Origin of the sequence: Arthrobacter sp. 9MFCol3.1 (assembly GCF_000620385.1) — a bacterium.
Taxonomy (GTDB): Bacteria; Actinomycetota; Actinomycetes; order Actinomycetales; family Micrococcaceae; genus Arthrobacter.
In genome coordinates this window covers 437,496-458,802 of the sequence record NZ_JIBJ01000003.1, presented here as the reverse complement: position 1 = coordinate 458,802, position 21,307 = coordinate 437,496, and the positions used below count along the sequence as shown (strand labels likewise).

Annotated in this window: 28 protein-coding genes, 1 tRNA gene and 2 pseudogenes; 17 read left to right on the top strand and 14 right to left on the bottom strand. The window is 58.8% G+C overall.

From position 1 onward, the window contains the following. Positions 1-46: 46 nt before the first annotated feature. Positions 47-652, bottom strand: coding sequence for an ANTAR domain-containing response regulator (locus tag C560_RS0102185; RefSeq protein ID WP_018772478.1), 606 nt, complete (start codon positions 650-652; stop codon positions 47-49). A gap of 205 nt (positions 653-857) precedes the next feature. Here C560_RS0102185 and C560_RS0102180 point away from each other — a divergent pair. Continuing rightward, positions 858-939, top strand: a tRNA-Leu gene (locus C560_RS0102180). Positions 940-1,473: 534 nt separating this feature from the next. Further along, complete coding sequence (locus tag C560_RS23265) at positions 1,474-2,304, top strand: hypothetical protein (RefSeq protein WP_155855717.1); 831 nt, start codon at positions 1,474-1,476, stop codon at positions 2,302-2,304. 656 nt (positions 2,305-2,960) lie between these two features. On the opposite strand, the gene C560_RS24065 is transcribed toward C560_RS23265, so the two are convergent. Both C560_RS24065 and C560_RS21065 read right to left on the bottom strand, forming a co-directional pair. After that, a complete protein-coding gene (locus C560_RS24065; protein ID WP_442853136.1) occupies positions 2,961-3,224 on the bottom strand; it encodes a hypothetical protein in 264 nt (87 codons plus the stop codon). A gap of 73 nt (positions 3,225-3,297) precedes the next feature. Then, positions 3,298-3,753, bottom strand: a pseudogene (locus tag C560_RS21065) (IS256 family transposase); the annotation flags it as partial. On the opposite strand from C560_RS21065, the gene C560_RS0102160 reads away from it, so the two are divergent. Next, positions 3,752-4,396 carry a replication-relaxation family protein gene (locus tag C560_RS0102160; RefSeq protein WP_197026093.1) on the top strand — a complete coding sequence of 215 codons (645 nt, stop codon included), beginning with the start codon at positions 3,752-3,754 and terminating at the stop codon, positions 4,394-4,396. The pseudogene C560_RS21065 and the gene C560_RS0102160 sit on opposite strands and share 2 nt — an antisense overlap. Continuing rightward, entirely contained in the window at positions 4,369-4,551 is a 183-nt protein-coding gene (locus C560_RS22900) for a hypothetical protein (protein WP_081801593.1), read from the top strand. The genes C560_RS0102160 and C560_RS22900 overlap by 28 nt, the downstream gene beginning before the upstream one ends. Before the next feature lie 979 nt (positions 4,552-5,530). On the opposite strand, the gene C560_RS23260 is transcribed toward C560_RS22900, so the two are convergent. The 5 genes from C560_RS23260 to C560_RS22565 are packed head-to-tail and all read right to left on the bottom strand — an operon-like array spanning position 5,531 to position 8,802. After that, entirely contained in the window at positions 5,531-6,055 is a 525-nt protein-coding gene (locus tag C560_RS23260) for a hypothetical protein (RefSeq protein WP_155855716.1), read from the bottom strand. 44 nt (positions 6,056-6,099) lie between these two features. Next, positions 6,100-6,735 carry a hypothetical protein gene (locus tag C560_RS0102145; protein ID WP_026536962.1) on the bottom strand — a complete coding sequence of 212 codons (636 nt, stop codon included), beginning with the start codon at positions 6,733-6,735 and terminating at the stop codon, positions 6,100-6,102. Between the two features lie 6 nt (positions 6,736-6,741). Beyond that, the gene (locus C560_RS0102140; protein ID WP_026536961.1) at positions 6,742-7,410 is read right to left on the bottom strand and encodes a hypothetical protein; all 669 of its coding nucleotides are present in this window, start codon (positions 7,408-7,410) and stop codon (positions 6,742-6,744) included. Positions 7,411-7,413: 3 nt separating this feature from the next. Then, positions 7,414-7,899 (bottom strand): hypothetical protein, encoded by a 486-nt coding sequence (locus C560_RS0102135; protein ID WP_026536960.1) that lies wholly within the window; start codon positions 7,897-7,899, stop codon positions 7,414-7,416. A gap of 54 nt (positions 7,900-7,953) precedes the next feature. Then, positions 7,954-8,802 (bottom strand): TIR domain-containing protein, encoded by an 849-nt coding sequence (locus C560_RS22565; protein ID WP_155855715.1) that lies wholly within the window; start codon positions 8,800-8,802, stop codon positions 7,954-7,956. A gap of 444 nt (positions 8,803-9,246) precedes the next feature. Between C560_RS22565 and C560_RS23925 the strand changes: the two genes are divergently transcribed. From C560_RS23925 to C560_RS21050, 5 genes are all read left to right on the top strand, one after another. Then, entirely contained in the window at positions 9,247-9,375 is a 129-nt protein-coding gene (locus tag C560_RS23925; protein ID WP_269320007.1) for a hypothetical protein, read from the top strand. Next, positions 9,376-9,702, top strand: coding sequence for a hypothetical protein (locus C560_RS0102120; protein WP_026536959.1), 327 nt, complete (start codon positions 9,376-9,378; stop codon positions 9,700-9,702). A gap of 281 nt (positions 9,703-9,983) precedes the next feature. Further along, positions 9,984-10,871, top strand: a complete 888-nt coding sequence (locus tag C560_RS0102115) for a hypothetical protein (RefSeq protein ID WP_026536958.1) — start codon at positions 9,984-9,986, stop codon at positions 10,869-10,871. After that, a complete protein-coding gene (locus C560_RS23560; protein ID WP_197026092.1) occupies positions 10,871-11,566 on the top strand; it encodes a hypothetical protein in 696 nt (231 codons plus the stop codon). The genes C560_RS0102115 and C560_RS23560 overlap by 1 nt, the downstream gene beginning before the upstream one ends. A 104-nt stretch (positions 11,567-11,670) precedes the next feature. After that, positions 11,671-12,012, top strand: coding sequence for a hypothetical protein (locus C560_RS21050; protein WP_051532952.1), 342 nt, complete (start codon positions 11,671-11,673; stop codon positions 12,010-12,012). Positions 12,013-12,138: 126 nt separating this feature from the next. Here C560_RS21050 and C560_RS0102100 read toward each other — a convergent pair whose 3' ends face one another. Then, positions 12,139-13,314 carry an MFS transporter gene (locus C560_RS0102100; RefSeq protein WP_269320006.1) on the bottom strand — a complete coding sequence of 392 codons (1,176 nt, stop codon included), beginning with the start codon at positions 13,312-13,314 and terminating at the stop codon, positions 12,139-12,141. 244 nt (positions 13,315-13,558) lie between these two features. On the opposite strand from C560_RS0102100, the gene C560_RS24060 reads away from it, so the two are divergent. Then, positions 13,559-13,924, top strand: coding sequence for a ClpX C4-type zinc finger protein (locus tag C560_RS24060; protein WP_026536956.1), 366 nt, complete (start codon positions 13,559-13,561; stop codon positions 13,922-13,924). A gap of 85 nt (positions 13,925-14,009) precedes the next feature. Here the strand turns inward: C560_RS24060 and C560_RS0102090 are convergent, their stop codons facing one another. The 3 genes from C560_RS0102090 to istA form a co-directional block, all read right to left on the bottom strand. Further along, positions 14,010-14,390 carry a hypothetical protein gene (locus C560_RS0102090; RefSeq protein ID WP_043422268.1) on the bottom strand — a complete coding sequence of 127 codons (381 nt, stop codon included), beginning with the start codon at positions 14,388-14,390 and terminating at the stop codon, positions 14,010-14,012. Positions 14,391-14,555: 165 nt separating this feature from the next. Next, positions 14,556-15,380 (bottom strand): IS21-like element helper ATPase IstB, encoded by an 825-nt coding sequence (gene istB, locus C560_RS0102085; protein ID WP_026536954.1) that lies wholly within the window; start codon positions 15,378-15,380, stop codon positions 14,556-14,558. Beyond that, a complete protein-coding gene (gene istA / locus C560_RS0102080; RefSeq protein WP_026536953.1) occupies positions 15,377-17,050 on the bottom strand; it encodes an IS21 family transposase in 1,674 nt (557 codons plus the stop codon). The genes istB and istA overlap by 4 nt, the downstream gene beginning before the upstream one ends. 158 nt (positions 17,051-17,208) lie before the next feature. Here istA and C560_RS24055 point away from each other — a divergent pair. From C560_RS24055 to C560_RS22885, 3 genes and pseudogenes are all read left to right on the top strand, one after another. Continuing rightward, positions 17,209-17,337: pseudogene (locus tag C560_RS24055) on the top strand (DnaJ domain-containing protein); the annotation flags it as partial. A gap of 113 nt (positions 17,338-17,450) precedes the next feature. Further along, on the top strand, positions 17,451-17,882 hold the full coding sequence (locus C560_RS0102075; RefSeq protein ID WP_026536952.1) for a hypothetical protein: 432 nt from the start codon (positions 17,451-17,453) through the stop codon (positions 17,880-17,882). Between the two features lie 62 nt (positions 17,883-17,944). Then, on the top strand, positions 17,945-18,172 hold the full coding sequence (locus C560_RS22885; RefSeq protein WP_081801592.1) for a general stress protein: 228 nt from the start codon (positions 17,945-17,947) through the stop codon (positions 18,170-18,172). A 27-nt stretch (positions 18,173-18,199) separates the two neighbouring features. On the opposite strand, the gene C560_RS0102070 is transcribed toward C560_RS22885, so the two are convergent. Then, on the bottom strand, positions 18,200-18,679 hold the full coding sequence (locus tag C560_RS0102070; RefSeq protein WP_026536951.1) for a hypothetical protein: 480 nt from the start codon (positions 18,677-18,679) through the stop codon (positions 18,200-18,202). Continuing rightward, complete coding sequence (locus C560_RS0102065) at positions 18,679-19,212, bottom strand: hypothetical protein (protein ID WP_026536950.1); 534 nt, start codon at positions 19,210-19,212, stop codon at positions 18,679-18,681. The genes C560_RS0102070 and C560_RS0102065 overlap by 1 nt, the downstream gene beginning before the upstream one ends. 272 nt (positions 19,213-19,484) lie before the next feature. Here C560_RS0102065 and C560_RS23250 point away from each other — a divergent pair, with 272 nt between their 5' ends. The 4 genes from C560_RS23250 (at position 19,485) to C560_RS0102040 (ending at position 21,205) form a co-directional block, all read left to right on the top strand. After that, the gene (locus tag C560_RS23250; RefSeq protein ID WP_155855714.1) at positions 19,485-19,670 is read left to right on the top strand and encodes a hypothetical protein; all 186 of its coding nucleotides are present in this window, start codon (positions 19,485-19,487) and stop codon (positions 19,668-19,670) included. 107 nt (positions 19,671-19,777) lie between these two features. Next, on the top strand, positions 19,778-20,032 hold the full coding sequence (locus C560_RS21045) for a transglycosylase SLT domain-containing protein (RefSeq protein ID WP_051532951.1): 255 nt from the start codon (positions 19,778-19,780) through the stop codon (positions 20,030-20,032). A 14-nt stretch (positions 20,033-20,046) separates the two neighbouring features. Further along, positions 20,047-20,334, top strand: coding sequence for a hypothetical protein (locus C560_RS0102050; protein ID WP_026536949.1), 288 nt, complete (start codon positions 20,047-20,049; stop codon positions 20,332-20,334). A 502-nt stretch (positions 20,335-20,836) separates the two neighbouring features. Then, the gene (locus C560_RS0102040; RefSeq protein WP_026536948.1) at positions 20,837-21,205 is read left to right on the top strand and encodes a hypothetical protein; all 369 of its coding nucleotides are present in this window, start codon (positions 20,837-20,839) and stop codon (positions 21,203-21,205) included. The last annotated feature ends 102 nt before the right edge of the window (positions 21,206-21,307 follow it).

Here is a 21,307-nt window from a genome sequence, read left to right as displayed (position 1 = left end):
GCGTCCGCGGCTTCCGGCCGCGGAGCGCGGCCGGCGCCGTCGGGGGCTAGTTGACCTGGTTGATGATGGTTTCGGCGACCTCGCGCATGCTGAGGCGGCGGTCCATCGAGGTCTTCTGGATCCAGCGGAAGGCTTCCGGTTCCGTCAGGCCCATCTTGGTGGTCAGGAGGCTCTTGGCGCGCTCCACGAGCTTGCGGGTGGCGAACTGCTCCTGCAGGTCGGTCACCTCGCTCTCGAGGGCCTTGATTTCCTCGTGGCGGGACAGCGCGATCTCCAAAGCCGGGATGAGGTCCGCCGGGGTGAACGGCTTGACCACATACGCCATGGCACCGGCGTCGCGGGCGCGCTCCACGAGTTCTTTCTGGCTGAACGCGGTGAGCAGGACCACGGGGGCGATCCGGGCCTTGACGATCTTTTCGGCGGCCGAGATGCCGTCCATGACCGGCATCTTGACGTCCATCAGGACCAGGTCGGGCTTGAGCTCCTCGGCGAGCTGGACGGCCTTTTCGCCGTTGTCTGCCTCGCCGACGACGTCGTAGCCTTCGCCCCGCAGGATCTCGATGATGTCCAGGCGGATGAGGGTCTCATCCTCGGCGACGACAACGCGGCGCGCCGGCTGGGAAGTGGGGGTTGACTCCGTCTGTTCTGACACGGGAACTCCTTGGAAAGGTACGGCGGGAACTCAACCATCATAGGTTTTGTCCGCCAATGTACTTGGACCGGTTTGGTTCGATGCGGCGTCACTGGCGCGATTCTGGAATTCAGCCTATCTGCATGTAGAGTAATTTCGCGCACTGGAAGCGATCGCGTTGCTCACAGCACTGTGGCAGGCTGATTGTTACACCGGTGTACTCCGCGCCCGAGTGGCGGAATTGGCAGACGCGCCGCACTCAAAATGCGGTATCGAAAGGTGTGTGGGTTCGAGTCCCACCTCGGGCACAGTGTTTCCGCAGGTCAGAGGGTTTCTGCCTCTTTGCTGTTGACAAAGCTTGACTTTTCGGGATTTTCCATGAGTGCGATGCACTGCAGCCCGCGCAACAGTCGCTGGGTCGAACAGCGTCCCCTGCACCTGGCAGATCAACTGTTTCCTTGAAGACTCAACCCAAATCCCTCATCCGAGCCTTAGCGCATTCAAGCCGCACTAGGGGCCGCACAGGGGAGAAGCAGCCAGGTAACCCGATCCTGGTCCCAGACGAGGTCAAACGTGACAAGTTCGTCGCGCCTGCCCAGCCGTGCCTTAAACGTCAATCCGCGGCGGAGTTTCACGGGGTAGTGCTTTAATTCCTTCCACCAGTCAATTCGCTCAAACCAGCGGGCAGGCTCCGCAGTTACGCGTGAGGTACGCCCGTTGTGCTCAAAACTCACCGGCAGACCCGACGCGACGTTTGCACTAGAACGCTTTCCACCCAAAAGGCCACGCCCCGGCCCTGACAGTATGATGGGCCCAACATCAGCTTGGGGGAGGACTAGCCAGTGGATATGGCTTTCTGCGTGGAAGACAGCACATTGTGGCTCGCGAGGGAACTCAGCGACGAGGCTAAAAAGCATCCTGACGAATGGCTGGAGAAGCGTCGCCCGACTTTCATCTGTGGCGGTTGTGAGCAAAAAGCAAGGTTCATCGACGCAACCAAGCGAAACCCTCATTTCGGTGTTGTGCGCGGAAACGACCATGACGATGATTGCGACTTCTTGGGGAACCCTGCCGGAAACAACAACGGCGCAGGGGTACCCTTGCCAGACCGCGGCCCGGCGCACGGGAACAAGGAAATCCGCTATGGGAAGCCCGGCCCCCTCAACCCAACACGAACAGGCGGCAACGGTGGGGGCCGTCGCAACGGCGGCAACAGTGCAGCAGGCAACGGCCCATTGCAAGACACCACCAAGTTGCAACTGCTGCTCAAAAACCTCCGGAACCGCCCCGATTATCCGCCCGAAACCCTGTACCTGGACGTGCCAGCCAGGGGGCCGGCAGTCCGAGCAACTGACTACTTCTACAAGATCGCAGACGTGACTGGGCAAACAGCACACGAGGGCGGCACCCGCGCGTTCTGGGGAGTCATCACCAACGTCACTGATGACGGGGACGGAGGATATATGTGGATCAACTGCGACGGCAAAGGGCACCTACTGACGACCAGGGTTGACCCCGGCCTAAAAGCCGAACTGTATCAACTGCTCGGAATCGAACGCACATGGGACCTCTACGAGGCGCATGTGATCGTTGAAGGAGTCATGGGCGGCTCCCGGAAGATCAGAATCGACGTTACTAACCTGGAAAAAATCGCCTTCCTCCCGAAGCGCTAAGCGCCGTACCGTGAGCGCATGAGAGAAGACGTGCCAGCTTCACTGCGCCCGCCCGCGGAACTGGCCCGGCAAAGCTGTTGCCACCGTCCCGGCTGAGGGCACACTGGCCAGCGGCTGCGTGGACGAGCCCACATGGGACGGCTACAGGGCAGCGATTTTCATAGGCGGACGGCGCCTCTTTGTTCTCGTCCTCACTAGGGCGGTTCTCCGCGGCTCTGGCGGCAGGCGCTTAGTTCGCGCAGGCTTCTTCGGGGAAAACTGTGAGGGCGTCCAGGAGGGTCACGTGGCCGTGCCGCGGAACCTGCGCCGTGTGGCAGGGCGATGGGTTGATGTTTCTTTCTCTCGTTGACCGCTTGGTGATACAACTTAGAGCTCTCCACAGCAACCTGGGCAATTCCAATGAAGCTCCCGCTGCGGTGCCCCTGAAGCTATCGTGAAGCCATGACAGGGGGATAGGTCATACTCTTGAGGCGTTGCTGCTGGCCGGATTTGTTGGTAACCGGCTGCGGGAGTCCAGCGTGCGACACTCTGATGCGGTTCAGAACGCGACAATCTTATGAATGGTCTGGCGCGAGGACGTAAATTGACCGACTGGCAACTAACTACATAAGGCAGGACAGCCGCCCGCTCGTTGCTGGCAGCTGTCCTGGGTGTAACTAAGCGGTGTAAGTGCCTGTGATGTCGACGCAGAGTCGGTTACCGAAGCTATAGTCCAACCACCTGCGTCGATGAAGCTGGTGGACAGCCACGCCGGGCGAGATACCGATTTCGGCTGCTTTTCGCTTTATCTCATTATCGCGAGTCAGGCCTCGGAACTCCTCTATGCCCGATTCCCCGAAAAGCACTTCGAGCGCGAAGCTGTTGGCTGCTTTTTCTGCGGCACTGTTTCGCTTCCTCTCGGTGCTGTATTCGAGATGCATTTCGCCTCGTGGGTCGTTCAGGACATGACCGATTTCGTGGAATAGAGTCCAGATGACGAAGCCATCTTTACCCCTCCGTGATGCGGCTGATGGTGTCTTTGGAGACCTTGGCCCCGTAGACCTCCTCGAAGTGCGCGGCGATTTCCCCGGTGGTCAATCCCCGGGCGGACAGCGAGAGGACGATTTGGTCGATCCCGTCCAAACGTCGTTTTCGCTTGGGCACAATCACCGGCTCGAAAGACCCGTCCCGATCCCGGGGCACCTCAATCTCGACCGGGCCGATCTCGGTCAGCACGGTCTTGGACCTGGTGCCGTTGCGCATGTTGGCTGCGATCGGCGTCTGGCCATGCTCGTGGCCCAGGTGCTCGGTCAGTTCCGCTTCCAGCGCGGTCTCCAGCACATTCCTCGTAAGCTGGTTCAGCAGCCCGCCCGGGCCTACCAGGCTCACGCCCTGCTCCTTGGCCTGCGTGAGCAACCGCTCCGCAAGCTTCTTCTGATCGATGATCTCTCCCGTCACAGGATCGATCATGACCCCTGTCATCTCGGTCGTGGACTCTGACACGGCCGTCTCCTTTCGGATCAGGCCGGAACCTCACACACCGTTTTTCTTACAGTCCCACGACGGAACCCAAGTAAGAGTCAGGAGACACCTAACCCGCTTAGTAAAGCTAGGGGTACTAAAGAGGATGTGGGGAGCCTATGGCGGGAACGTGGAGTACGTGTATCAACTGGCCGCATCCAGGGCTCGGACTCCCGACATGCACACCCTGGACATCTCAGAGCTGTATGTCCGTCTTGTGGAGGCTGGGGCTACCGACATGACGTTCCTGACTGAACCTTGGTGCCATACCCGAGTGGGGCATGTGCAACTCAAACCAGACTTCTATCTAGAGGTTGGGGGAGTGAGCTTATGGGGAGAGCTAGATCGCTCGGCTGAGTGGGAGACGCAGCTGACCGCCAAGTGCCGGCGCTACATCCAAGCGATTGACTCAGGCCACTGGCCGGAAGACCGGGCGTTCCCGCTAGTGCTGTGGACGGTTCCAGACGAAGCCAGGAAGCGCTACCTGGAAAACATCATCCGCAAACTCAACGAGCCGGAGCTTTTCAAAGTAGTCCTGTTCGATGAAGCCGCAGAGAGGTTGACGTGGATAACATCCCCCTCGAACTCCTGACCGCCATGGTGAAACTGACCGAGATACGGGTTAGCCGCCTCCTAGCTCTGGAGTACCCCGAGCCGAAGCGGAGTGGGTTTCTTGATCTGTACGACGAGATGGAAGCCAACCAGCGGCAGCAGGTGGATATCTTCCTCTCCATGGGGCGCAACTAAAAATCCGGTCAACCATATAGGTGTGACCGGAGTGCCCCAGACATCGCATTTCGGGGGCGAGTGAGCGTGCCCGGTGGAGACACGCAACGTTTGCTGTTTGGAGGGTAGGTACTTCGACGCGATTGTCGATACGGCTATTCTGACAAATAATGTCCAACTAATCCACATAGTTATTTTGACTATTGCAACATATACACAAGGGGAATAAAGTAAATCTACAACAAAAAAAGAACCAGGATACAGCTGGCTCTTTCTCCTCTCAAAGTAGCAGAAAGACGCCTACAGCTCAATAGGATCATTTCTGTTGTCAGGTATTGTCCACCAGTAAAAGGCACCGGCACCGACCGAGATGGCGTACATTCATAGGTTGATAGAGAGGGTATCCAAAAAGACTACGTTGGCGTTGTGGCCTCTTCCTGGGAACGGGCTGAGGATAAGGCGCTGAAAAGTAAGGGACTGATGACTTGGCCACGGCCAGCCGAAAGGCGACAAAGTGGGAGTTAAAACATACTGCTACCCGTTGCAAGGTGAATAAGCGGAAATCCTTGCCCCTCTCTACCGGCCTGTGAATACATCAAAGTACTCCTAGCGCGCGCATGGGGTTCAGAACAACAACTAAGCCCTTATGCACATCGTAAGGAGGTGTGTTTGCTGTGTCCCTAAACCCAATAGACCCCAACTACCGACTCCATACTGCCGGTAGGCAACCAATTGAAAAAAGGTTCTCCGAACCTTCAACTGCAACTGACAATTGCAGTTGTGAATGTCATAAGACCAGGGATGAGGTCGACCAGCTCCTCGGAGCCTACGGCGACGTTACGAGCCCAGAGTTCCGCGCCTGGTACTGCAAGGCCATCTATGCCCTGGGCTGTCAGAAGTTCAGCGATCTAGCCGAGCAAGCCCGGACGGGCAAAGCGCCGGCACGATACTTCAGCTCGTTGCTGAAGGCGCAGCTGGGAGGCCGCTTATAATGAACGCCTTAGCCTTCAGCTGCGTTGCGATGTATTTTCGCTATTTTCTGCTCTACCTGGTCGAGCCTGTTCTTTTGCTCAGACTGGGCCTTGGGGGCCTCAAGACGTGGCCTGCCCCAATGGCGGTTCTCAAATAACTCACCACTGATAAACCTGGTCCACCCATTGCCGGCGCTATCCCCGAACTGTGCCCTCGCTTCAGTGACCGTTCCGGATTCAATGACCGCACTCATACTGGACTTCGGAGGCAGCACATCCTCGCTTGATGCAGACGAACCCTTGTGGCTGGTGATCAGAAGGTCGACCCCGAATATTGGCTCCTCGCCGTTGTTGAGGACATAAAACAGGTCTTCGGATTTTCGCCGCGTCCTTGTCCGTGTCACCCCGACCGTAACTAGCTTTGCCTGTCCCCGACGCTGGTCGTTCACCTGCCGGCGAAGCGTCACTGCTCCCACCCATAAAGCCCCCACCGTCCCAACCGCGGCGGCTACGTTGGCTCCGGCGCTAATCCAGTCAGTTACTTCAGTTGTCATAGTTCAACCACTCTGCTTGAGGAGGTTTCGAAAGCCGCGCCACGTCAGTACCAAGTCATATACGTATGCATGGGATCACCCGGCCGCCACATTTCCCTAGGGTCAAAGCCATCTGGCTCCTTCCCTTTCTCCACCAGCGTGCCTTTGGAAGTGCGGGTCCAGGCGACTCCGCCACTGTCTGTAAATTCCGCATAGGCGCTGTGCACTTGACAGCACGAGTCGAAAAGGTGGCCATCATAGTCGCCCACGACTACTTCCTGAGAGAGTGGCTGCCTATCGACCACCAGCCCATCGTCACCAATCGTGTACAGGTTCAATTTGAAGATCGGCAAGTTGGTGGGATTCTTTAGGTCGACCAAGGTCTTGCCGTCCAGCTGCCGCTCTACTCTAACGATAACTTTGCCCGCTTGCTCCCTGCGCTTTTCCTCCAGCTCACGGTGCTTATCAGCTACCTGTCGACTGTAGGTCAAGGCTGCAACCAGGAGGGCTCCGCCGGTCAAAACCACACCCAGGGCAGTCGCCACGACTCCCCAGAACGTCGAGATGGCACTTAGCCACTCGGCTGCGTTGGGCGCTGCATCGGCAGTCGGTCCCTGCATGAAGTACGACAGGGACGAGATGATGGCGATGCTACTAAATATGATGGCAATGCTGGCAATGATCTGAGTTTTACGTCGCATGGGTGATCACAGCTCTTCTAGCTCACCGTTGACGTGGACTTTCCATTTCTGGCCGGAAGCGTCTTCGAAACTAGCCCACACCGTGTCCAGCACCCTTCGATTTTGCTCGAACATGTCATGGGTCATCCCACCCGCGATGACTTGCTGAAACTTCTGGCCCGAATCTTGGCCAGAGTGGTTGAAGCACCTGAGAAGGACGTTCCTGATAGGCATTGTGCTTCCGTTGTGAACCTGAAGGACAACGTGGTTGATGTGCACTTGGGAGGCAGGGGTCAAAATGGACACCTGCATGGCCTGTGCACGCCGCATATTTTCTTCATCCCGCCGAATTTCCCGGGCCTGCCGCCGTCGCTCCTCGGCCTGCCGGTTTTTCTCATCTACCTGGTGTTTGTAGCTGAAGGCCGCGATCAGAAGAGCGCCGGCGGTGCCGATGGCCGCAAGGCCGCCTGCGATGGCACTCCAGAACGTGGACCAGGCACTGAGCCAGGCTGCCGGGCCTTCAGGGGGCGGCGTCGGGGCCGGAGGTCGCGGCATCTCGTTCCGTATGGCGATTGATACCCAAACTATTGCCGTTGCTGCGGCCACCAACAGAACCACGAGGAAGATGGTCTGCAGTTTGGGAACCTTGATAGTCCTAGTAGTGGGCTGGTCCCACATCTCGCGAAGGGTCTTCAAGCGCTACGGAATCCTCGACCCATGCCCGTCATTCGACAGGAATACCGTCCAGCTCGTGCCGCTGCCCTTAATGGACGAGCAGACAAACTGCATCGGAATGGTGTTACCAGCCGGAACGTCGGTGTAAGCGCCTACAGTGTCGTAGCTGTTGTCGGACGCCTTATACGCGGACCGCGTCTTACCGGCCTGAGCCGTAGCCGTAGGGTGCTTCTGCACCAATCGCTTTTCGCACACCGTGTTGGCCTCCACGGCATCCGCAGCTCGCTGGTCATCGATGACTTTCTGAGCCTCATCGACTGCCTTGAGCATTGCGGCGGTACTTGCTTCCGCACTCGCCTTGGCGTCGGCTTCCTGACCCGCCCTAATGGCCTGGGAGCTGACGGCGATAGCAATGACGGCAAGCAACACGACGACGGCTGCTCCAATGATGATGAGCAGCTTGTTGCGGCTCGGCGGAGGCTTTACTTCGGGAGTGGTCTCAACGGACATGATGGTGCCTCTCGGGCGCTAGACGGGGATCAAAACTAGTACGGAAGGCCTCGCCTATTTAGACAGGTGCGGGAATTCCCGCTTGATGATGGCCAGAACCTCGCCGACCACTTCGCGGATGCTCTTATAGGGGACGTGGACGATGCCGTGGACATTAGAGAATTCGTTTACGCCTTCCTTCATGAGCAGGATTGAGCGTTTGCTGCCTAGGCGGCCCTGGAAGTAGCCAACCTCGTGCACGACGCTCTCGCGGGCGCGTATCGTACCGTCCGGCTGCTCGTCTTCGGGTGTGAGAACCAGGAGAGCCAGGGCGTTGCCATAAGCCATACTCTCGATGACTTCGGGGATGGTGTAGCCGGCGCGGGGTTTGGTTTCAAAAGCCTCCACATCGAAACCGTGGTGGTCGTGCAAAGCATCTTTGAGGTCACGCCAATCGTGCGATCGTCCGTGACCGATGAATATTTTTAGTGGGGGCTGGGGCGGGAGTTCGGGCATGACAGGCACGGGGGGAGGGTTCTTATCCGCCCAAGCCCGGAAGACGGCAAAGGGGCGCAGTAGCGTAGCTCGTTCCGAGGCATTCGTGGTGATCGTAGTGACACCGTAGCCGGCCATACTATGCCCGTAGGAAACCGTCAGGCTGGCCTTGGTCTCGCGTGGCCCGTACGCAGGGATCTCAACGGAATACACATAGGCGCATATGTAGCCGGACTGAATGGTTGGGCTGTAATCGACGAAGAACTCGTCATCGTTGTCGTAGTCCCAAGAGACGTTCCCGGTTCTAGTGGAAGCACGTTCCCACTCGATGACTGTTTCATCTTTCACCGCCGCCGCCAGGGACTCTGCGGCCTCCTTCAGGACCGACTCCGGAAAGAACATCCGCTCGAACTTTTCTTCCCTCTGCACTTGAAACCCTTCAAAGCCGTCGTGTTTGCAAGCCGAGTCTATCCTCCGGCACTGACGATCCTGCTCCAGGCCCCGGGTGTCGAGGACACAAAAAAACTCCCGGAGGGTAAGGCGATCAAACCAACTGCGTGCCGGGAGTGTCCTTATAGCTTAGCACTCTCATTATGTAATTGCCAGACTTACTAATCCCCAGCATTATCCACCTGTGCATAACTTCGATAGTTCGGTATTTCCAACAGATACAAAATAAAAGTATTGACCGCCTAAGCATTTTGCTTGATAATGCTTAGTATAAACAAGGCGATCAACCAAATGTCCAAATTACGTTATATTAATTCCCCATCCTGGCGAGAAGGCGGCCGCAATATCGCAGCCCCTCCTCTTCCTCTCCGGATTCTTCCTGAGCCTCATCGTGTTGGCGGTGATGCTGACGGGAGGTGACCGATGAACATCTGGGAGCGCGTTCAATTAGCCAAGGTCTACTACCAGTCAGGAATCTTCTCTAAGCGCGAGTACATCGTTGCTCTCGGCCACCTGTTCAACCAGGCCACGGCGTTGCGGGAGGGCAAGTAGATGTCAACTCAAACTGAACGTATCTACGACAAGCTGGAAGCCGCCGGCGACAAGGGCGTCCTGAACATCGACCTCATGCCCATTGCATGGCGCTACTCCGCCCGCATAGCTGACCTCCGCCGAGACGGCCACCGTATCCGCACTACCCATATCAAAAATGCCGTATGGAAGTTCACTCTTCTCAGTGACGACGACAAGCCCCTAGAACTAGCTGCCGAGCTAGACGAACCCGCTTACATGGAGTTCCTGGAGCTGCTGCGGCCTGGCGACTGCTGCGGGGAGATTGTGGTGGACGGGATGTGTGGAGGCTGCCGTGAACATATCTAAAGTCAAATGCGCCTACTGCCACGAGGCCCGCGGCTTCTCTGCTGACCTGCATGGCTGCGAGCAATCCCGCAAGGCGATGACGTACCTGTCCGAACTCATCGGGAGCATCAAAGACAACCATGAGCGCCCCGGAAGCAGCGAGCAAATGTCCCTGACTGCTCCCCAAAGTCCGAGAGGATCGCCGGCGGGAATACGCATCGTCAATCAACATAATCGGAGGTGGCCTCAAGCCACAGAACTAGGCGAATCAAGCACAACCACTCAATCAAGAAGTAACTGAAGTGGCCGTAGTCGGCGCAGACAACGGGCTAGAGCAGACCAAAGTAGAAATCCTGCTGTCCAACTTTGGCCAGGCGTACGGAAAAGCAAAGGAACTGGCCGCCGGCGCAACCGACATCGTAGTTACGCAGGAAAACCAGACCACCCTCATGCAGGAAGCCCGCACCAAGCGGCTCGCCCTCAAGAACGTCCGCGTCGAAGTCGAAAACACCCGGAAGTCCCTAAAGGAGCAATCCCTGCGCGAGGGCAAAGCTATCGACGGAATGGCCAACATCATCAAGGCGCTTATCGTCCCCGTTGAAGAGCACCTGGAAAACCAGGAGAAATTCGCGGAGATCAAACAGGCGGAGCGTAAAGCCGCCCGGCACGCCGAGCGTGTCGAAAAGCTTTCTAAGTACGTCCCAGATGTGAGCCTCTACAGCCTGGAAGACATGGCCGACGATACTTTCGAAAATCTCGTTGCCAGCTCAAAGGACGCGTTCGAAGCCCAGGAGGCCGCCAAAGCCAAGGCCGAGGCGGAACGCATTGCAGCGGAGAAAGCTGCAGCCGAGGAACAAGAGCGCACCCGCCAGGAGAACATCAGACTCAAAGAGGAAGCCGATGCTCGTGAGGCTGAAATCGAAGCCGAGCGACAGAAGCGACTTGAGCTAGAGCGGGCCGAGGCGGAACGAGTGGCAGCTGAAGCGGCTGATGCGGCAAAGGCGGAAGAGGCCGCCCGCAGAGCTCTACTAGCCCCCGACAAGGACAAACTGGTGGCGCTGGCTATCAGCATTGAACAGCTGGAACTTCCTCATGTGGCCAGCCAAGAGGCCGGCAAGCTCCTAGATGAAACCTGCGACTTTCTGACTCGGATTGCCAAGAACCTTCGTAACAAGGCGGAGGAGCTGTAATGGCAACTGAATCAAAAGACATTTGGGCTGAACTACGGAAGCCCGTCGACCCCAAGGCCGTGGGACAGCTCCCAAAGCCAACCAAAAAGGAAAACCCCAAAGGTATATGCACCGAGTGCGGCGGCTACCACGGTATGCCGGCTGTCCACCTGGACTATGTAGGCCACGCCGCCGTAACTGACCGCTTGATAACCGTAGATCCTGAATGGACATGGGAGCCCGTAGCTCTCGATGAGCGCGGCCTACCGCAGTACGACAATGCCGGTGGTCTATGGATACGCCTGACAATCGGGGGAGTGACACGGCTCGGATATGGCGACGGTGAAACCCCTAAGGAGCGCATCGGTGACGCTCTCCGCAATGCCGCTATGCGCTTCGGGGTTGCTCTCGACCTCTGGAGCAAGGATGAGCTGGAAAGCAACATCGAGAACCCGGACAACAAGAACGTGAAGCCCAGCGAGGCAAAACCGCACGTATCTGAAACCACCAAGCCCGTGCAGACCTACGTGCCGCCGGCTAGCAAGCCTGGACTCATCAACCCCGCTAGCATGGACGAGCTCAAGGCGCTGCTCGTAGCCAAGTCCCTGACCGGCGATAAGGCCACCGAGTACTCCCAGTGGATTATCGGCAAGGACAAGCCCGAGAACGAGTCCGATGTGCAGGGGCTCATTGCCGCTCTGAAGGCCAAGTCGTGAACACCGAAGCATATCCACTCGCTTGGCCCAACGGTTGGCCACGCTCGAAGCGTCCAGCACCTGCCAGATTCGACACTTCATTTGCATCCGCGCGGGATGGACTGATGGCAGAACTCCGGCTCTTAGGTGTGAAGAACATCGTGCTTAGCTCCAACCAGGAATTGCGGCGCGACGGACTGCCCTACGCGAAGAGGCCGCAACCTATGGACCGGGGTGTTGCCGTGTACTTCGAACGCGAAGGCAAGCAGCAGTGCATCCCTTGCGACAAGTGGTCGCGAATCGAAGACAACGTCCAAGCAATTCGCAAAACGATAGAGGCGCTGCGCGGCCTAGAGCGCTGGGGTGCGAAAAGCATGGTCGACGCAGCCTTCCAGGGTTTTCTGGCCTTACCGGCTACCAGCCAAGCCATGCAGCTCGCCGCCTGGTGGGAAGTGCTGGGCGTCTGATTGTGTCAAGTATTTCTGGACCCGGAGGGGCAGTTGAAACTGGCCCTCCCTGCGAAGACGGTGACCGTCGAAAACCGAGCCGCGCTGACCGTGGGCGCCCTTCGGACTTGGAAGGGGGCTGTGGGACTACGGCGCCGCAACGGGGTCAGCATATTCCGGGATGTCTCGTGAGTGGACGCCGAGTTCCTCGGGAAATTCCGTCCAAGACCGAACGGGTGAAAGAAGGATGGGGATGGCGGATGCGGCGGCAACGAGGGCCCATATCCAAAGCACGGGAATGACGCCTGTTGCCAGTGCCAGGACGCCCCCGCCGATACTGGCCACCGGCATGATCCCAAGGGTGAAGAGCCGGTAGGTGGACATGACTCGCCCCATCAGGTGGTGCGGAACGAGCCGGGGAATGATGCCGGCCCCCGCCAGACCGGACAGGATGATGAAGAAGGACCAGCCAAATCCCGAGATACCAATCCACACGACCGGAGCCAGCCCCAGGAAAGGCGCCCCAGGGAGCAGGATGACGAATCCGGCGCTTGCCAGGCTCGCGGCGATCTTGGTTCTGCCGACGCCGAGACGCCGCGTGGTGCGGGTAGCCGTCATGGAAGCGACCAGACCCCCTGCTGCTGAAAGTGCGCCCAGGATTACGAATTGATCCATGGGGATGTTCAGGATTTGGAGGGCGAAAATGACTTTGGCAGCGGCGCCGAACATGCTTGCGGCATTGACCAGGGCAACGGAGATCATCAAGGAGCGTATCAAAGGATGGCTCAGTGTGTAGCCGAGGCCGTCGCGTGCTTCGGACCAGAACTTGTCCGGGGTCTTTGCTCGGGAGGGCGGATCTTGTGGGAGTCTGCCGGTCATGACTGCTGAGAATAAGTAGGCTGCGCCGGCAATGAGGAGCATGGCCGGAGCGGACGCTACTTTGATAATCAGACCTACAATTCCTGGCGTGGCTATGGCCAGGCCGCTCTGCACGGACTGTACTTTTGCGTAGCCGTCTCCCAGTTCGCTTCCCTTCAGCAGCGTCGGCATCATGGCGGACTGCGCCGTCGTGAAAACGACGTCAGCCACGCTGACGACGGCCGCGACGATAAAGAGGTGCCAGATGCTGAGCGTTTCAAGGAAATACGCGATCGGCACAGAGACAACTGCGGCGGCACGGACAACGTTGGCCAGAACCAATGTGGATTTTTTCGACCACCTGTCCACGAGAACGCCGGCCGGCACTCCGAGCAGCAGGAATGCCGCCATGCCCAGCGCGTTCAGAACACTGGTCTGGAAAGCCCCCCCCGCCGAGAAAGGCAACAGCGATAACCGGCAACATCGAGCGGAGTACGTCGTCGCCGATTCCGTCCCCAATGCTGGCCGTGAACAACTTTCGGAAAGCCGCAGGCATAACTAATCTGGCCGGCCGGCGATGCTCTTCCCCAACGCTTCTGCGGTTGCCCGTATTCTTGATGAAAGCCACGATTCGTAAGGTCATACCTGACTATAGTCAGGCTGTTCCTGACATTTGTGGCAGCAACTCGTTTGTCTGGAGAACGTATCGATGTCTAATGACCGCCCACGCGATTCCTGCACCTTCTGCGGGTTGACGCCGCCTTCCGAAACCCGGCTCATAGCCGGGCCTGGAGTCACCATTTGCGAACTGTGCGTCGCCGAGGCAGGGAAGATCCTGCGCGACACCAGCACCGAGGGTCCGTCCAGGGCGATGGGGCCCGTCTGGGACCAAATGTCCGACGCGGAAATCCTCCACCACCTGCCCGAAATCTCCAGGGTAAGCCTCACAGTCGAAGAGCAGCTTCGCATCTGGGTCCGCGCCGCCCGAGAACGAAAGATTACCTGGTCCCAAATAGGAGCGGCCCTGGACATCACTCGTCAGTCGGCATGGGAAAGATTCAAAGAACATCTATGACCGACAGACGTCGAAGTCTCGTCGCTGCAAGGGCGCCCTGAGCGGTGCCAGTTGCCTGCTGCCACGATGTCTGGCGCATCATTCCCTAATGAGGCGCGACCACTATCTGGACGTCGTCTTCGTAAAGAATTCTCCCTGGATCGTTCGAATAGAGTCTCTGCCAGCCGACGTCATAACGGTTTAGAAGGTCCGTGTAGAAATCCACGCCGATCAGCAGGTGCGTGGCCGTGCGCTTGAACCAGGACTGTGCTGACGGGTTGATTGCACGGTCATAGATCGCTGTGTCTACTGTCGAAGGGTCCGCGTATGCGGCGTTATAGTGATCGTTCGCGCTACGCCAGGCAGCCCAGTCCTGATCACTGAGTTTGCCATCGTTTGCCAGACCGTTGGCGAGAGCGAAGATGCCTGGGTGGCGTCCGCGGCCGTTGGGAGAGCTTGCCTCGTAGCGCACAAACTTGGGTTCCATGCCCGCCAGCTAATCACCTGTCCCTTGGTTACCGGCGGATTTGGCTGACTTTGACGAAAACGTCCCGTTGAGAATCCCTGAGCCGACCCAGCGGATATCTCGCGACAAGACCCACTGAATGACGTTGTTGACGGGCCGCATCGACACCTGCCAACCGCCCAAGTCCTACTTTTGGCTATCGGAGATTGCCCGGCTGAGGCTGTGGGCGAGCCGGTAGGAGTTTGCGCCGGTTTCGATGATGGCGCCGTTGAAGGTAAGCCTGTCCACGATGGCGGCGCAGAGGCGGGGGTCGGTGAAGGTTTTGGTCCATCCGGAGAACGACTCGTTGGAAGCGATCGCAATGGAATTCTCTTCCCGTTCGGTGAGGACCTGGAAGAGGAGTTCAGCGCCGCGGCGGTCCAGTTCCATATAGCCGAGCTCGTCGATGCAGAGCAGGTCCACACGCCCATAGCGGGCGATGGTCTTAGCGAGGACCTTCTCGTCCGCGGCCTCGATGAGCTCGTTCACGAGCCGGGTGGCCAGGGTGTATCTGACCCGGTAGCCCTTCTCGGCCGCAGCGGTGCCGAGGCCGATGAGCAGGTGGGATTTACCGGTGCCTGAGTCTCCAATGAGGCAGAGGGGTGCGCCCTTGCGGATCCAGTCCCCGGTCGCGAGAGTGTGGATGGTGGCCGGGTTGATGTTCGGGTTCGCGTCGAAATCGAAATCCCCGAGCCATTTGTCGCGGGGAAAGTTCGCGGCCTTGACGCGGCGAATGGAGGAGCGCCGGTCCCGGTCATCACACTCAGCCAGCAACAATTCGGCCAGGAAGCCCTGGTAGGACAGTTGTTCCTTCCCGGCAACCGTGAGGGCCTCGTCCAGGACCGCGCGGATCGTGGGCAATCTGAGCCGCCGGCAGGCCTGGTCCACGGCAGCGACCGCAGCCTGCTCGGTCAAGCCACGCCGCCGGCGAAGGGTCGGGGTGATGGTGGTGGCCGCTGCGGTGGGGCTCATGAGATGTTCTCCTTCGACACGGTTCCTTCGGGGTGGCTGCGTTTGGCCAACAACTCGTCATAGACACGGACCGATGGCAACGTCCGGGCGTCCGGCGGGAGCCCGGCGATGACCACTGCCGGATCCATGAGCCGGCGCTGTGTGAGGCTGACAACGCGTTGCACATTCACTTCGTCGTGAGCACCGGGATGACGGTCCGAACCGGCCCCACGCGTAGGGATTTTTGAGGCGTGTCTGCGGGCTTCGACGGCGACTACGTCGGCACTGACAGCACCCACTCCCAGCGCCGCGGCGATCCCAGCCTGGACGTCTTCTGCGGCCATGACACGGGGGAGAAGCGGAACATCGATCAGCTCACGGGTGCCGTCCGCATCGCCATTGACCCGGCGCGAAGCGGCCCAGAACGCCTCATGGGCGCTGGTGAACGCCCCGGACTCCCGCGCCCGGGCTAACGCCGTCGAACCGGGCAGCGCGCCGGGTTTGGTTTTGAAGACCTCCAAATAGTGGTCCAGCTGGACGGACTGCCCGCATTTGGCAACAACCCGCGGATGCCGGGCAGCCACGGCACGGCCATCGAACACCACGACCTCTGACGCCCGCAGGGACACCCGGACTTTCCTGCCGATGAACCGGGCCGGGACGGAATACTTCACCATCCGCACCGTGATCATCGAAGACCTGTCCACCCGTGGTGTCAGGACCAGGCCCGGATCAAAGACTTCTCCCGGCAGCGGCGCCAGAAGCGGCTGCTCGGCGGCGAAGTCCTGTGCGACGGTGCGGATCCTGTCATTGATCCGCCGGCGCTCGTCCTGGGCTTCCCATAAGCGAATCCGGTCGTTGAGCTCATCCAAGGACCCAGCAACAGGCATCGGGGAGAGCCTGTTGCGGCGGAACCAGCCCACCTCGCCCTCGACCCCGCCTTTCTCGTGCGCTCCCGCGATGCCGGGCTGGCGGTAGAAGGGGTCGAAGCCGTAGTGCGAGCGGAACAGCACCCAGCCGTCATTCTCCTGGCATTGCCGGCCCTGCCCGAACAACACGGCGGTGACCGCGCTGGTGAGATTGTCATGGCGAATGTGCTTCGTCGGGATACCACCCAGGACCTGGAACGCTTCGATGTGGCCCTCGAGGAAAGCTTCCTGCGCCTGTGTCGGATAGATCCGGTGGATGGCCTTGCCCGAATGCGAGAGCCGGAAAACGAACATGTGGCACTTCGTCTTCACCCCGTTCAGCACGACCCAAACTTCACCGAAGTCCACCTCAGCCTCAGCGCCCGGGGCATGCTCCTGCGGGACAAACACTTCCACCCGGCGGCCGGCCTCCTCATCGATCTGGGCCCGGCGGACCCGCACATGGTCGCGCACGGTCGAATACGAGAGTTTCTCCGCGCCGTGTTCCTCAATGAGCCGGGCCAGGATCCTGCGGGCAGTGTGGCGCTGCTTCCGCGGCGCCGTCGTGTCCTCGATGAGCATCGCGTCGATCGCCTCTTTGAACGGCTCCAGCCGCCGGGCCACCGCTTCTCTTGGCTTGCGCGGCGGAGGGGAGGCTGATTCCAGAGCCTGCCGCACCGTCCTTCGGTGAACCTTGTGCCGGGCCGCCAGCGCACGGACCGAGAGGCCCTCGACTCGGGCATCCCTTCGGATCAGCGCGAACAACTCCACTCTCGACTCCATCCAGACCAGCCTTCCGCCGCATCCATCCCCTGATGAATCCAACGTTGAAGGCGGGCCACATATAACCGTCACAAGCTGCCCGGCGAGTCACGAAGTGGGGCCAGAAATAACCGTCCTACCGGGGCCATCCAAACCTGTCATAGTCAGGCGTCGATAGGAGTGCAACCACAGAGGAAGTTAGGACCGCTTTCAAGGTCCTGGCGAAGAAGCACCACCCTGACCAAGGGGGAGAACCGGAGCGTTACATGCAGATAAAGAACGCATACGAGCAGGGGATGAAGCCATGAACTGCCCCCATCTCTGGACTGTCCGGATCAACTTCTGCCGAGCCAATGAACACAGCCTGTGCCTCCGATGCAATGCGCAGCTACCGAAACTAATCAAGAGGGAAAAGTAAACAATGTCACTCGACATCGCTCAGATGAATCGGATTCATGAGCTGGAAAAGGAAATAGACCAAGCGACGGCCGACCTTAAGGCCATCAAGGAGCGCCGGACGGAACTGGTGACCGAGCTACCAGAGTTCGCCGTCCTGACCGAGGCTCAAGCAGCCGTGAAAGAAGCAGCCGTAAGACTCAAGCTGGCAATCCAGGACGACCGTGAACTCGGCCGGTTGGCAGTCGAGAGGGGAGAGGTGGCCTACCTACTCCACGACCTAAAGGAGCAGCACAGTCACAGCCTCATCGCCTACACGCAAGACACGGGCCGCGCGACGTACTCAAAGATCAGGCCGGGCGGAACCGGCACATCGAACTATCGGCCAAGCTGTCCCGCCCAAGTAAGCGGGTACTCGACCAGGCCAAGCTCCCGTTCAGCCAGCACTTCGGAGTGAGGCAGCCCATCGCGGAAGCACCGGCCAAGAAGCAATTAGAACTGATTCAGGAGAACAAATAGATGGCAGGAACACGTGAAGGGGGATTGAAAGCCGCCGCAACGAACAAGGCTCGCTACGGCGATGGAACGAACGGTAAACCCAATTTCTACAAAGTCATTGGGCATCTTGGTGGGAAGGTTTCCAAGAACAACCCATTCAAGGATCATGACAAAGCTGTGGAAGCCGGCCGGCGCGGGGGTCAAGTCTCCCGCCGGGGTAAGAAGCAGATGGAGGGAGGCCAGGACTAATAAGGGCCCCATGGAGGACTGTAGCGATCAGTCCACGTACGCAGCGTCCTTCTCGGTTAGCCAGATAGAGCTGATGGGATGAATCTTTCCCTTGATGTTGCGAACCCACCTCACGTCGGAGTTATCGCGAAACACCGCAACGGGCGGGTCGTCCGCTTCTAGCTTGCAGGCAAAGTCCTCGCCGGGAAGAACGACATCCTTTGCGCCCAATCGGAGGCCCCTATAGGGGCCGGACCGAACGATGAAACGGACGCTGTATACCGGTTCATCGCTCAGATTCTTGAGAACGTATCGGATCGTATTCCTCCGGCGGGTTTGGCCCGTGGCTTCGTCCTTTTCGAAGGCCGACCCCTCTAAGGTTATGTAAACGACCTTGCGAGCCTGGGCGATGCGACGCACCTTTGCATCTTTGGCAATCACGACTACGGCAGCGATGAACGCGGCGGTAGTGCCGAGGCCGCCCACCCAGTCAGCGACAGTGCCCCAAGTGCCTGGGTTGAAATCCATCAGGCAACCACGTCTATTCCCAGGTCATTCGAAATCCGCACTTCCAGCAGCGCTAAATATTCATTGAATCTCTTGGTTGCGGCGTCATATGCTTCCGTACTCGAGGCCGTCCTTTCCTTTATCGCAAGCAATTCAGTCGTGAGGGCAGTCGTGGACCGCATGACATCCTGGGCCGCGTCGAGGACGACCGTCGGTGCCAGGACACGCAGATTCAGCAACGACAGGTTTCTGGCCTTCTTGGCGAGTTCGCTTGTGTCATTGCTATATCCCATTCCAAGCCATGCCACATGCAGGCCTAAATCATGCGCCTCTTCGAGGAACTTTGAGTACACCTCGACCCTTCTGTCGCGTAGCCAGCGCTCGTGTTCTACTTCGCGATCCGCGTCACGTTGCGCCTCTGCGGCCACTCTTGCAGCCTCTATCGTCGCCAGTGTGTTGCGGCTATTGAATGCCCCGGCGATGAGTGCCCCGAGTAGGCCGGCAACTATCGCTCCACAAGCAACGACGATCAAGCGTATTGTCTCCCCATCCATGAGGACATCCTACTTTGGGGTTTCGTAGTTTCCTCATCGAAGTAGCGGCATGTCAAACAGTGCGGAAAACCGAGCACCGGTTGAGCGTGCCAGGCGCTAAGAAAAAACTTATTACAACTTAAAACTCTGGCAATTGGTGATTTCGAGCGTAGCGTCGCACATTATATGGTGGGCGACTCTGAATGCGACGCGATGAAAGACCACCTCTGCATAACCGTTTGCAATTTCAAAACGCTTGGCGCATAATGCATGCATAAACAAGGCGATCACTTTTGCAACAATTCAAATCAGCTCTGCCCGCGATGGAACACCACATCCTCGTGCTGCTCATCGGAGCGGCCATCGGTTCCTACCTCACTCTGCAAGTAGCGAACCAGGCGAACGCTAAGACCCAGGCCGCCGTCCATGACGCGTTCAAGGCCGTACCGGTCGCAGCAGCCGAGCCAACGTCAAAATAAAGGCTCCGGTCACAGAACCGCCTGCGTCAGAGCAGCCGGAGCCAACCCCAAGTCCCACCCCAGCACCTACAGCAGCCCCGTTACCCGCCAGCTCCCATGCCGATTGGATGACCGCTGCCGGCATAGATCCAGCCAACTTCGGCTATGTGGACTTCATCGTCCAGCATGAGAGCGGCTGGAATCCCAACGCCGTGAATCCGAACGGGGGAGCCTGCGGCTTGGGCCAGCAACTGCCCTGCGGCAAGTGGGCTGGTGCTTGGAATGACCCCATCGCCGCCCTGGTCGCGATGAACAGCTACGTCAGCCGCTACGGGGGATGGGCAGGAGCCTATGCGTACTGGCTGGCCCGCGGAAACTACTAAACAAGGAACGAGTGATGAAAGATGTCACCTGCCCGTATTGCGACCATGATTTTGATCTAAGCCACGACGACGGCGCCTTCTACGATCAGGACCGGGCCGAAGAATGCGAATGCCCGAACTGCGAAAAATACTTCATGGTTTCGAGTTCGATCATTTGGGAACACGAGGCCCATAAGGCGGATTGTCTGAACGGAGGCGAGCACGATTGGAAGCCGATGCTTGGCTATCCAAAGGAGTACTTTGCTGACCGTGAGCGGTGTGATGCCTGCGATGCTGAGAGAAAGGTTGAGGCAGCACAATGAAATGGCTCATCCATCAGCTCAGACTCTGCAACAAAGCTCGCCTCGGATATCGCTGCCGCGGCGGGAACAACTTCGACGAATGTCGTTAGCGATTACCAACTAAACAGGAACTACATCATGTTCGACAAAACTACATACTGGACCCACCGCAACGCAGGTAAGCGAGGACAGGGCACGTATCCCAACCCCGTGGTAGTCATAGATTCCACTCCTCCAACAAGCGCCCGCGGTCTCGGCCTTCGTAAGAAGCGCAAGAACCGCACCTTCACTAGTCCGGCGCATGGCCGGCTGTTCCAAGTTCGAGCCGCGATCCACCAGGCGTGGCTTGGCCGTCAGAAGCGCCGCGAGGCAGGAATCCGATGAAACGCTCCCTCTTCGTCATTGAAAGCGTCGCCTACCCAATCGCCGGTCTACTCACATTCCTGTGGTTCGACTGGAAGCTCTTTGTTCTGTTTATTCTCTGGGGATGTGGCTACATCTCTCAGGCATGGAGGGTAAGCCGATGAAACGCGCCCTCCTAATCTCCGGCCTCATCGCCACCGCCATGACCGCGTTCGGCGCTGCTGGCATAACGTCAGGCGAGCTCGACCTACCCGGCCTGAACCAGCGCATCGACAGCATCGACGCCCGCACCACCGACAACGAGCAGGACATCCAGAAGCTCCAAGAAGCCACGCAGACCGCGCCGGCCGAGCATGTGGCCGTTCCCGTCGTCCAGCCGACCACCGTGAGTCAGCCCAACAGCGTAACTGCCCAGGAGCCCGCACCCACCGTCCCCCCAACTCCCACGCCAATGCCGACACCTTGCCCAACGCCAATGGTTACAAACGCGCCAGGTACGAGCATCGTGGTGATCGGTGGGTGCCAGTAGTGGGTTGGGAGTCAACGCTTTTAGGGTGGCCATCGCGTTCAGCATCTATGGCTGGTGCGTCATTATTGGATATGGCTTTGAGCGCGGAAGGAATGCTGCCAC

What these genes read in the sequence shown, in the direction of transcription:
- C560_RS21045 (WP_051532951.1), top strand. Translation starts at nt 19,778, where the DNA reads ATGACCGCTGCCGGCATAGATCCAGCCAACTTCGGCTATGTGGACTTC.
- C560_RS24065 (WP_442853136.1), bottom strand. Translation starts at nt 3,224, where the DNA reads ATGCATCTCGAATACAGCACCGAGAGGAAGCGAAACAGTGCCGCAGAA.
- C560_RS0102040 (WP_026536948.1), top strand. Translation starts at nt 20,837, where the DNA reads ATGAAACGCGCCCTCCTAATCTCCGGCCTCATCGCCACCGCCATGACC.
- C560_RS21050 (WP_051532952.1), top strand. Translation starts at nt 11,671, where the DNA reads ATGGCAGAACTCCGGCTCTTAGGTGTGAAGAACATCGTGCTTAGCTCC.
- C560_RS0102135 (WP_026536960.1), bottom strand. Translation starts at nt 7,899, where the DNA reads ATGTCCGTTGAGACCACTCCCGAAGTAAAGCCTCCGCCGAGCCGCAAC.
- C560_RS22885 (WP_081801592.1), top strand. Translation starts at nt 17,945, where the DNA reads ATGGCAGGAACACGTGAAGGGGGATTGAAAGCCGCCGCAACGAACAAG.
- C560_RS0102145 (WP_026536962.1), bottom strand. Translation starts at nt 6,735, where the DNA reads ATGCGACGTAAAACTCAGATCATTGCCAGCATTGCCATCATATTTAGT.
- C560_RS0102090 (WP_043422268.1), bottom strand. Translation starts at nt 14,390, where the DNA reads ATGGAACCCAAGTTTGTGCGCTACGAGGCAAGCTCTCCCAACGGCCGC.
- C560_RS0102065 (WP_026536950.1), bottom strand. Translation starts at nt 19,212, where the DNA reads ATGGATGGGGAGACAATACGCTTGATCGTCGTTGCTTGTGGAGCGATA.
- istA (WP_026536953.1), bottom strand. Translation starts at nt 17,050, where the DNA reads ATGGAGTCGAGAGTGGAGTTGTTCGCGCTGATCCGAAGGGATGCCCGA.
- C560_RS24060 (WP_026536956.1), top strand. Translation starts at nt 13,559, where the DNA reads ATGTCTAATGACCGCCCACGCGATTCCTGCACCTTCTGCGGGTTGACG.
- C560_RS0102075 (WP_026536952.1), top strand. Translation starts at nt 17,451, where the DNA reads ATGTCACTCGACATCGCTCAGATGAATCGGATTCATGAGCTGGAAAAG.
- C560_RS23260 (WP_155855716.1), bottom strand. Translation starts at nt 6,055, where the DNA reads ATGACAACTGAAGTAACTGACTGGATTAGCGCCGGAGCCAACGTAGCC.
- istB (WP_026536954.1), bottom strand. Translation starts at nt 15,380, where the DNA reads ATGAGCCCCACCGCAGCGGCCACCACCATCACCCCGACCCTTCGCCGG.
- C560_RS0102120 (WP_026536959.1), top strand. Translation starts at nt 9,376, where the DNA reads ATGTCAACTCAAACTGAACGTATCTACGACAAGCTGGAAGCCGCCGGC.
- C560_RS0102160 (WP_197026093.1), top strand. Translation starts at nt 3,752, where the DNA reads ATGACCCCTGTCATCTCGGTCGTGGACTCTGACACGGCCGTCTCCTTT.
- C560_RS23560 (WP_197026092.1), top strand. Translation starts at nt 10,871, where the DNA reads ATGGCAACTGAATCAAAAGACATTTGGGCTGAACTACGGAAGCCCGTC.
- C560_RS23925 (WP_269320007.1), top strand. Translation starts at nt 9,247, where the DNA reads ATGAACATCTGGGAGCGCGTTCAATTAGCCAAGGTCTACTACCAGTCA.
- C560_RS0102050 (WP_026536949.1), top strand. Translation starts at nt 20,047, where the DNA reads ATGAAAGATGTCACCTGCCCGTATTGCGACCATGATTTTGATCTAAGC.
- C560_RS0102070 (WP_026536951.1), bottom strand. Translation starts at nt 18,679, where the DNA reads ATGGATTTCAACCCAGGCACTTGGGGCACTGTCGCTGACTGGGTGGGC.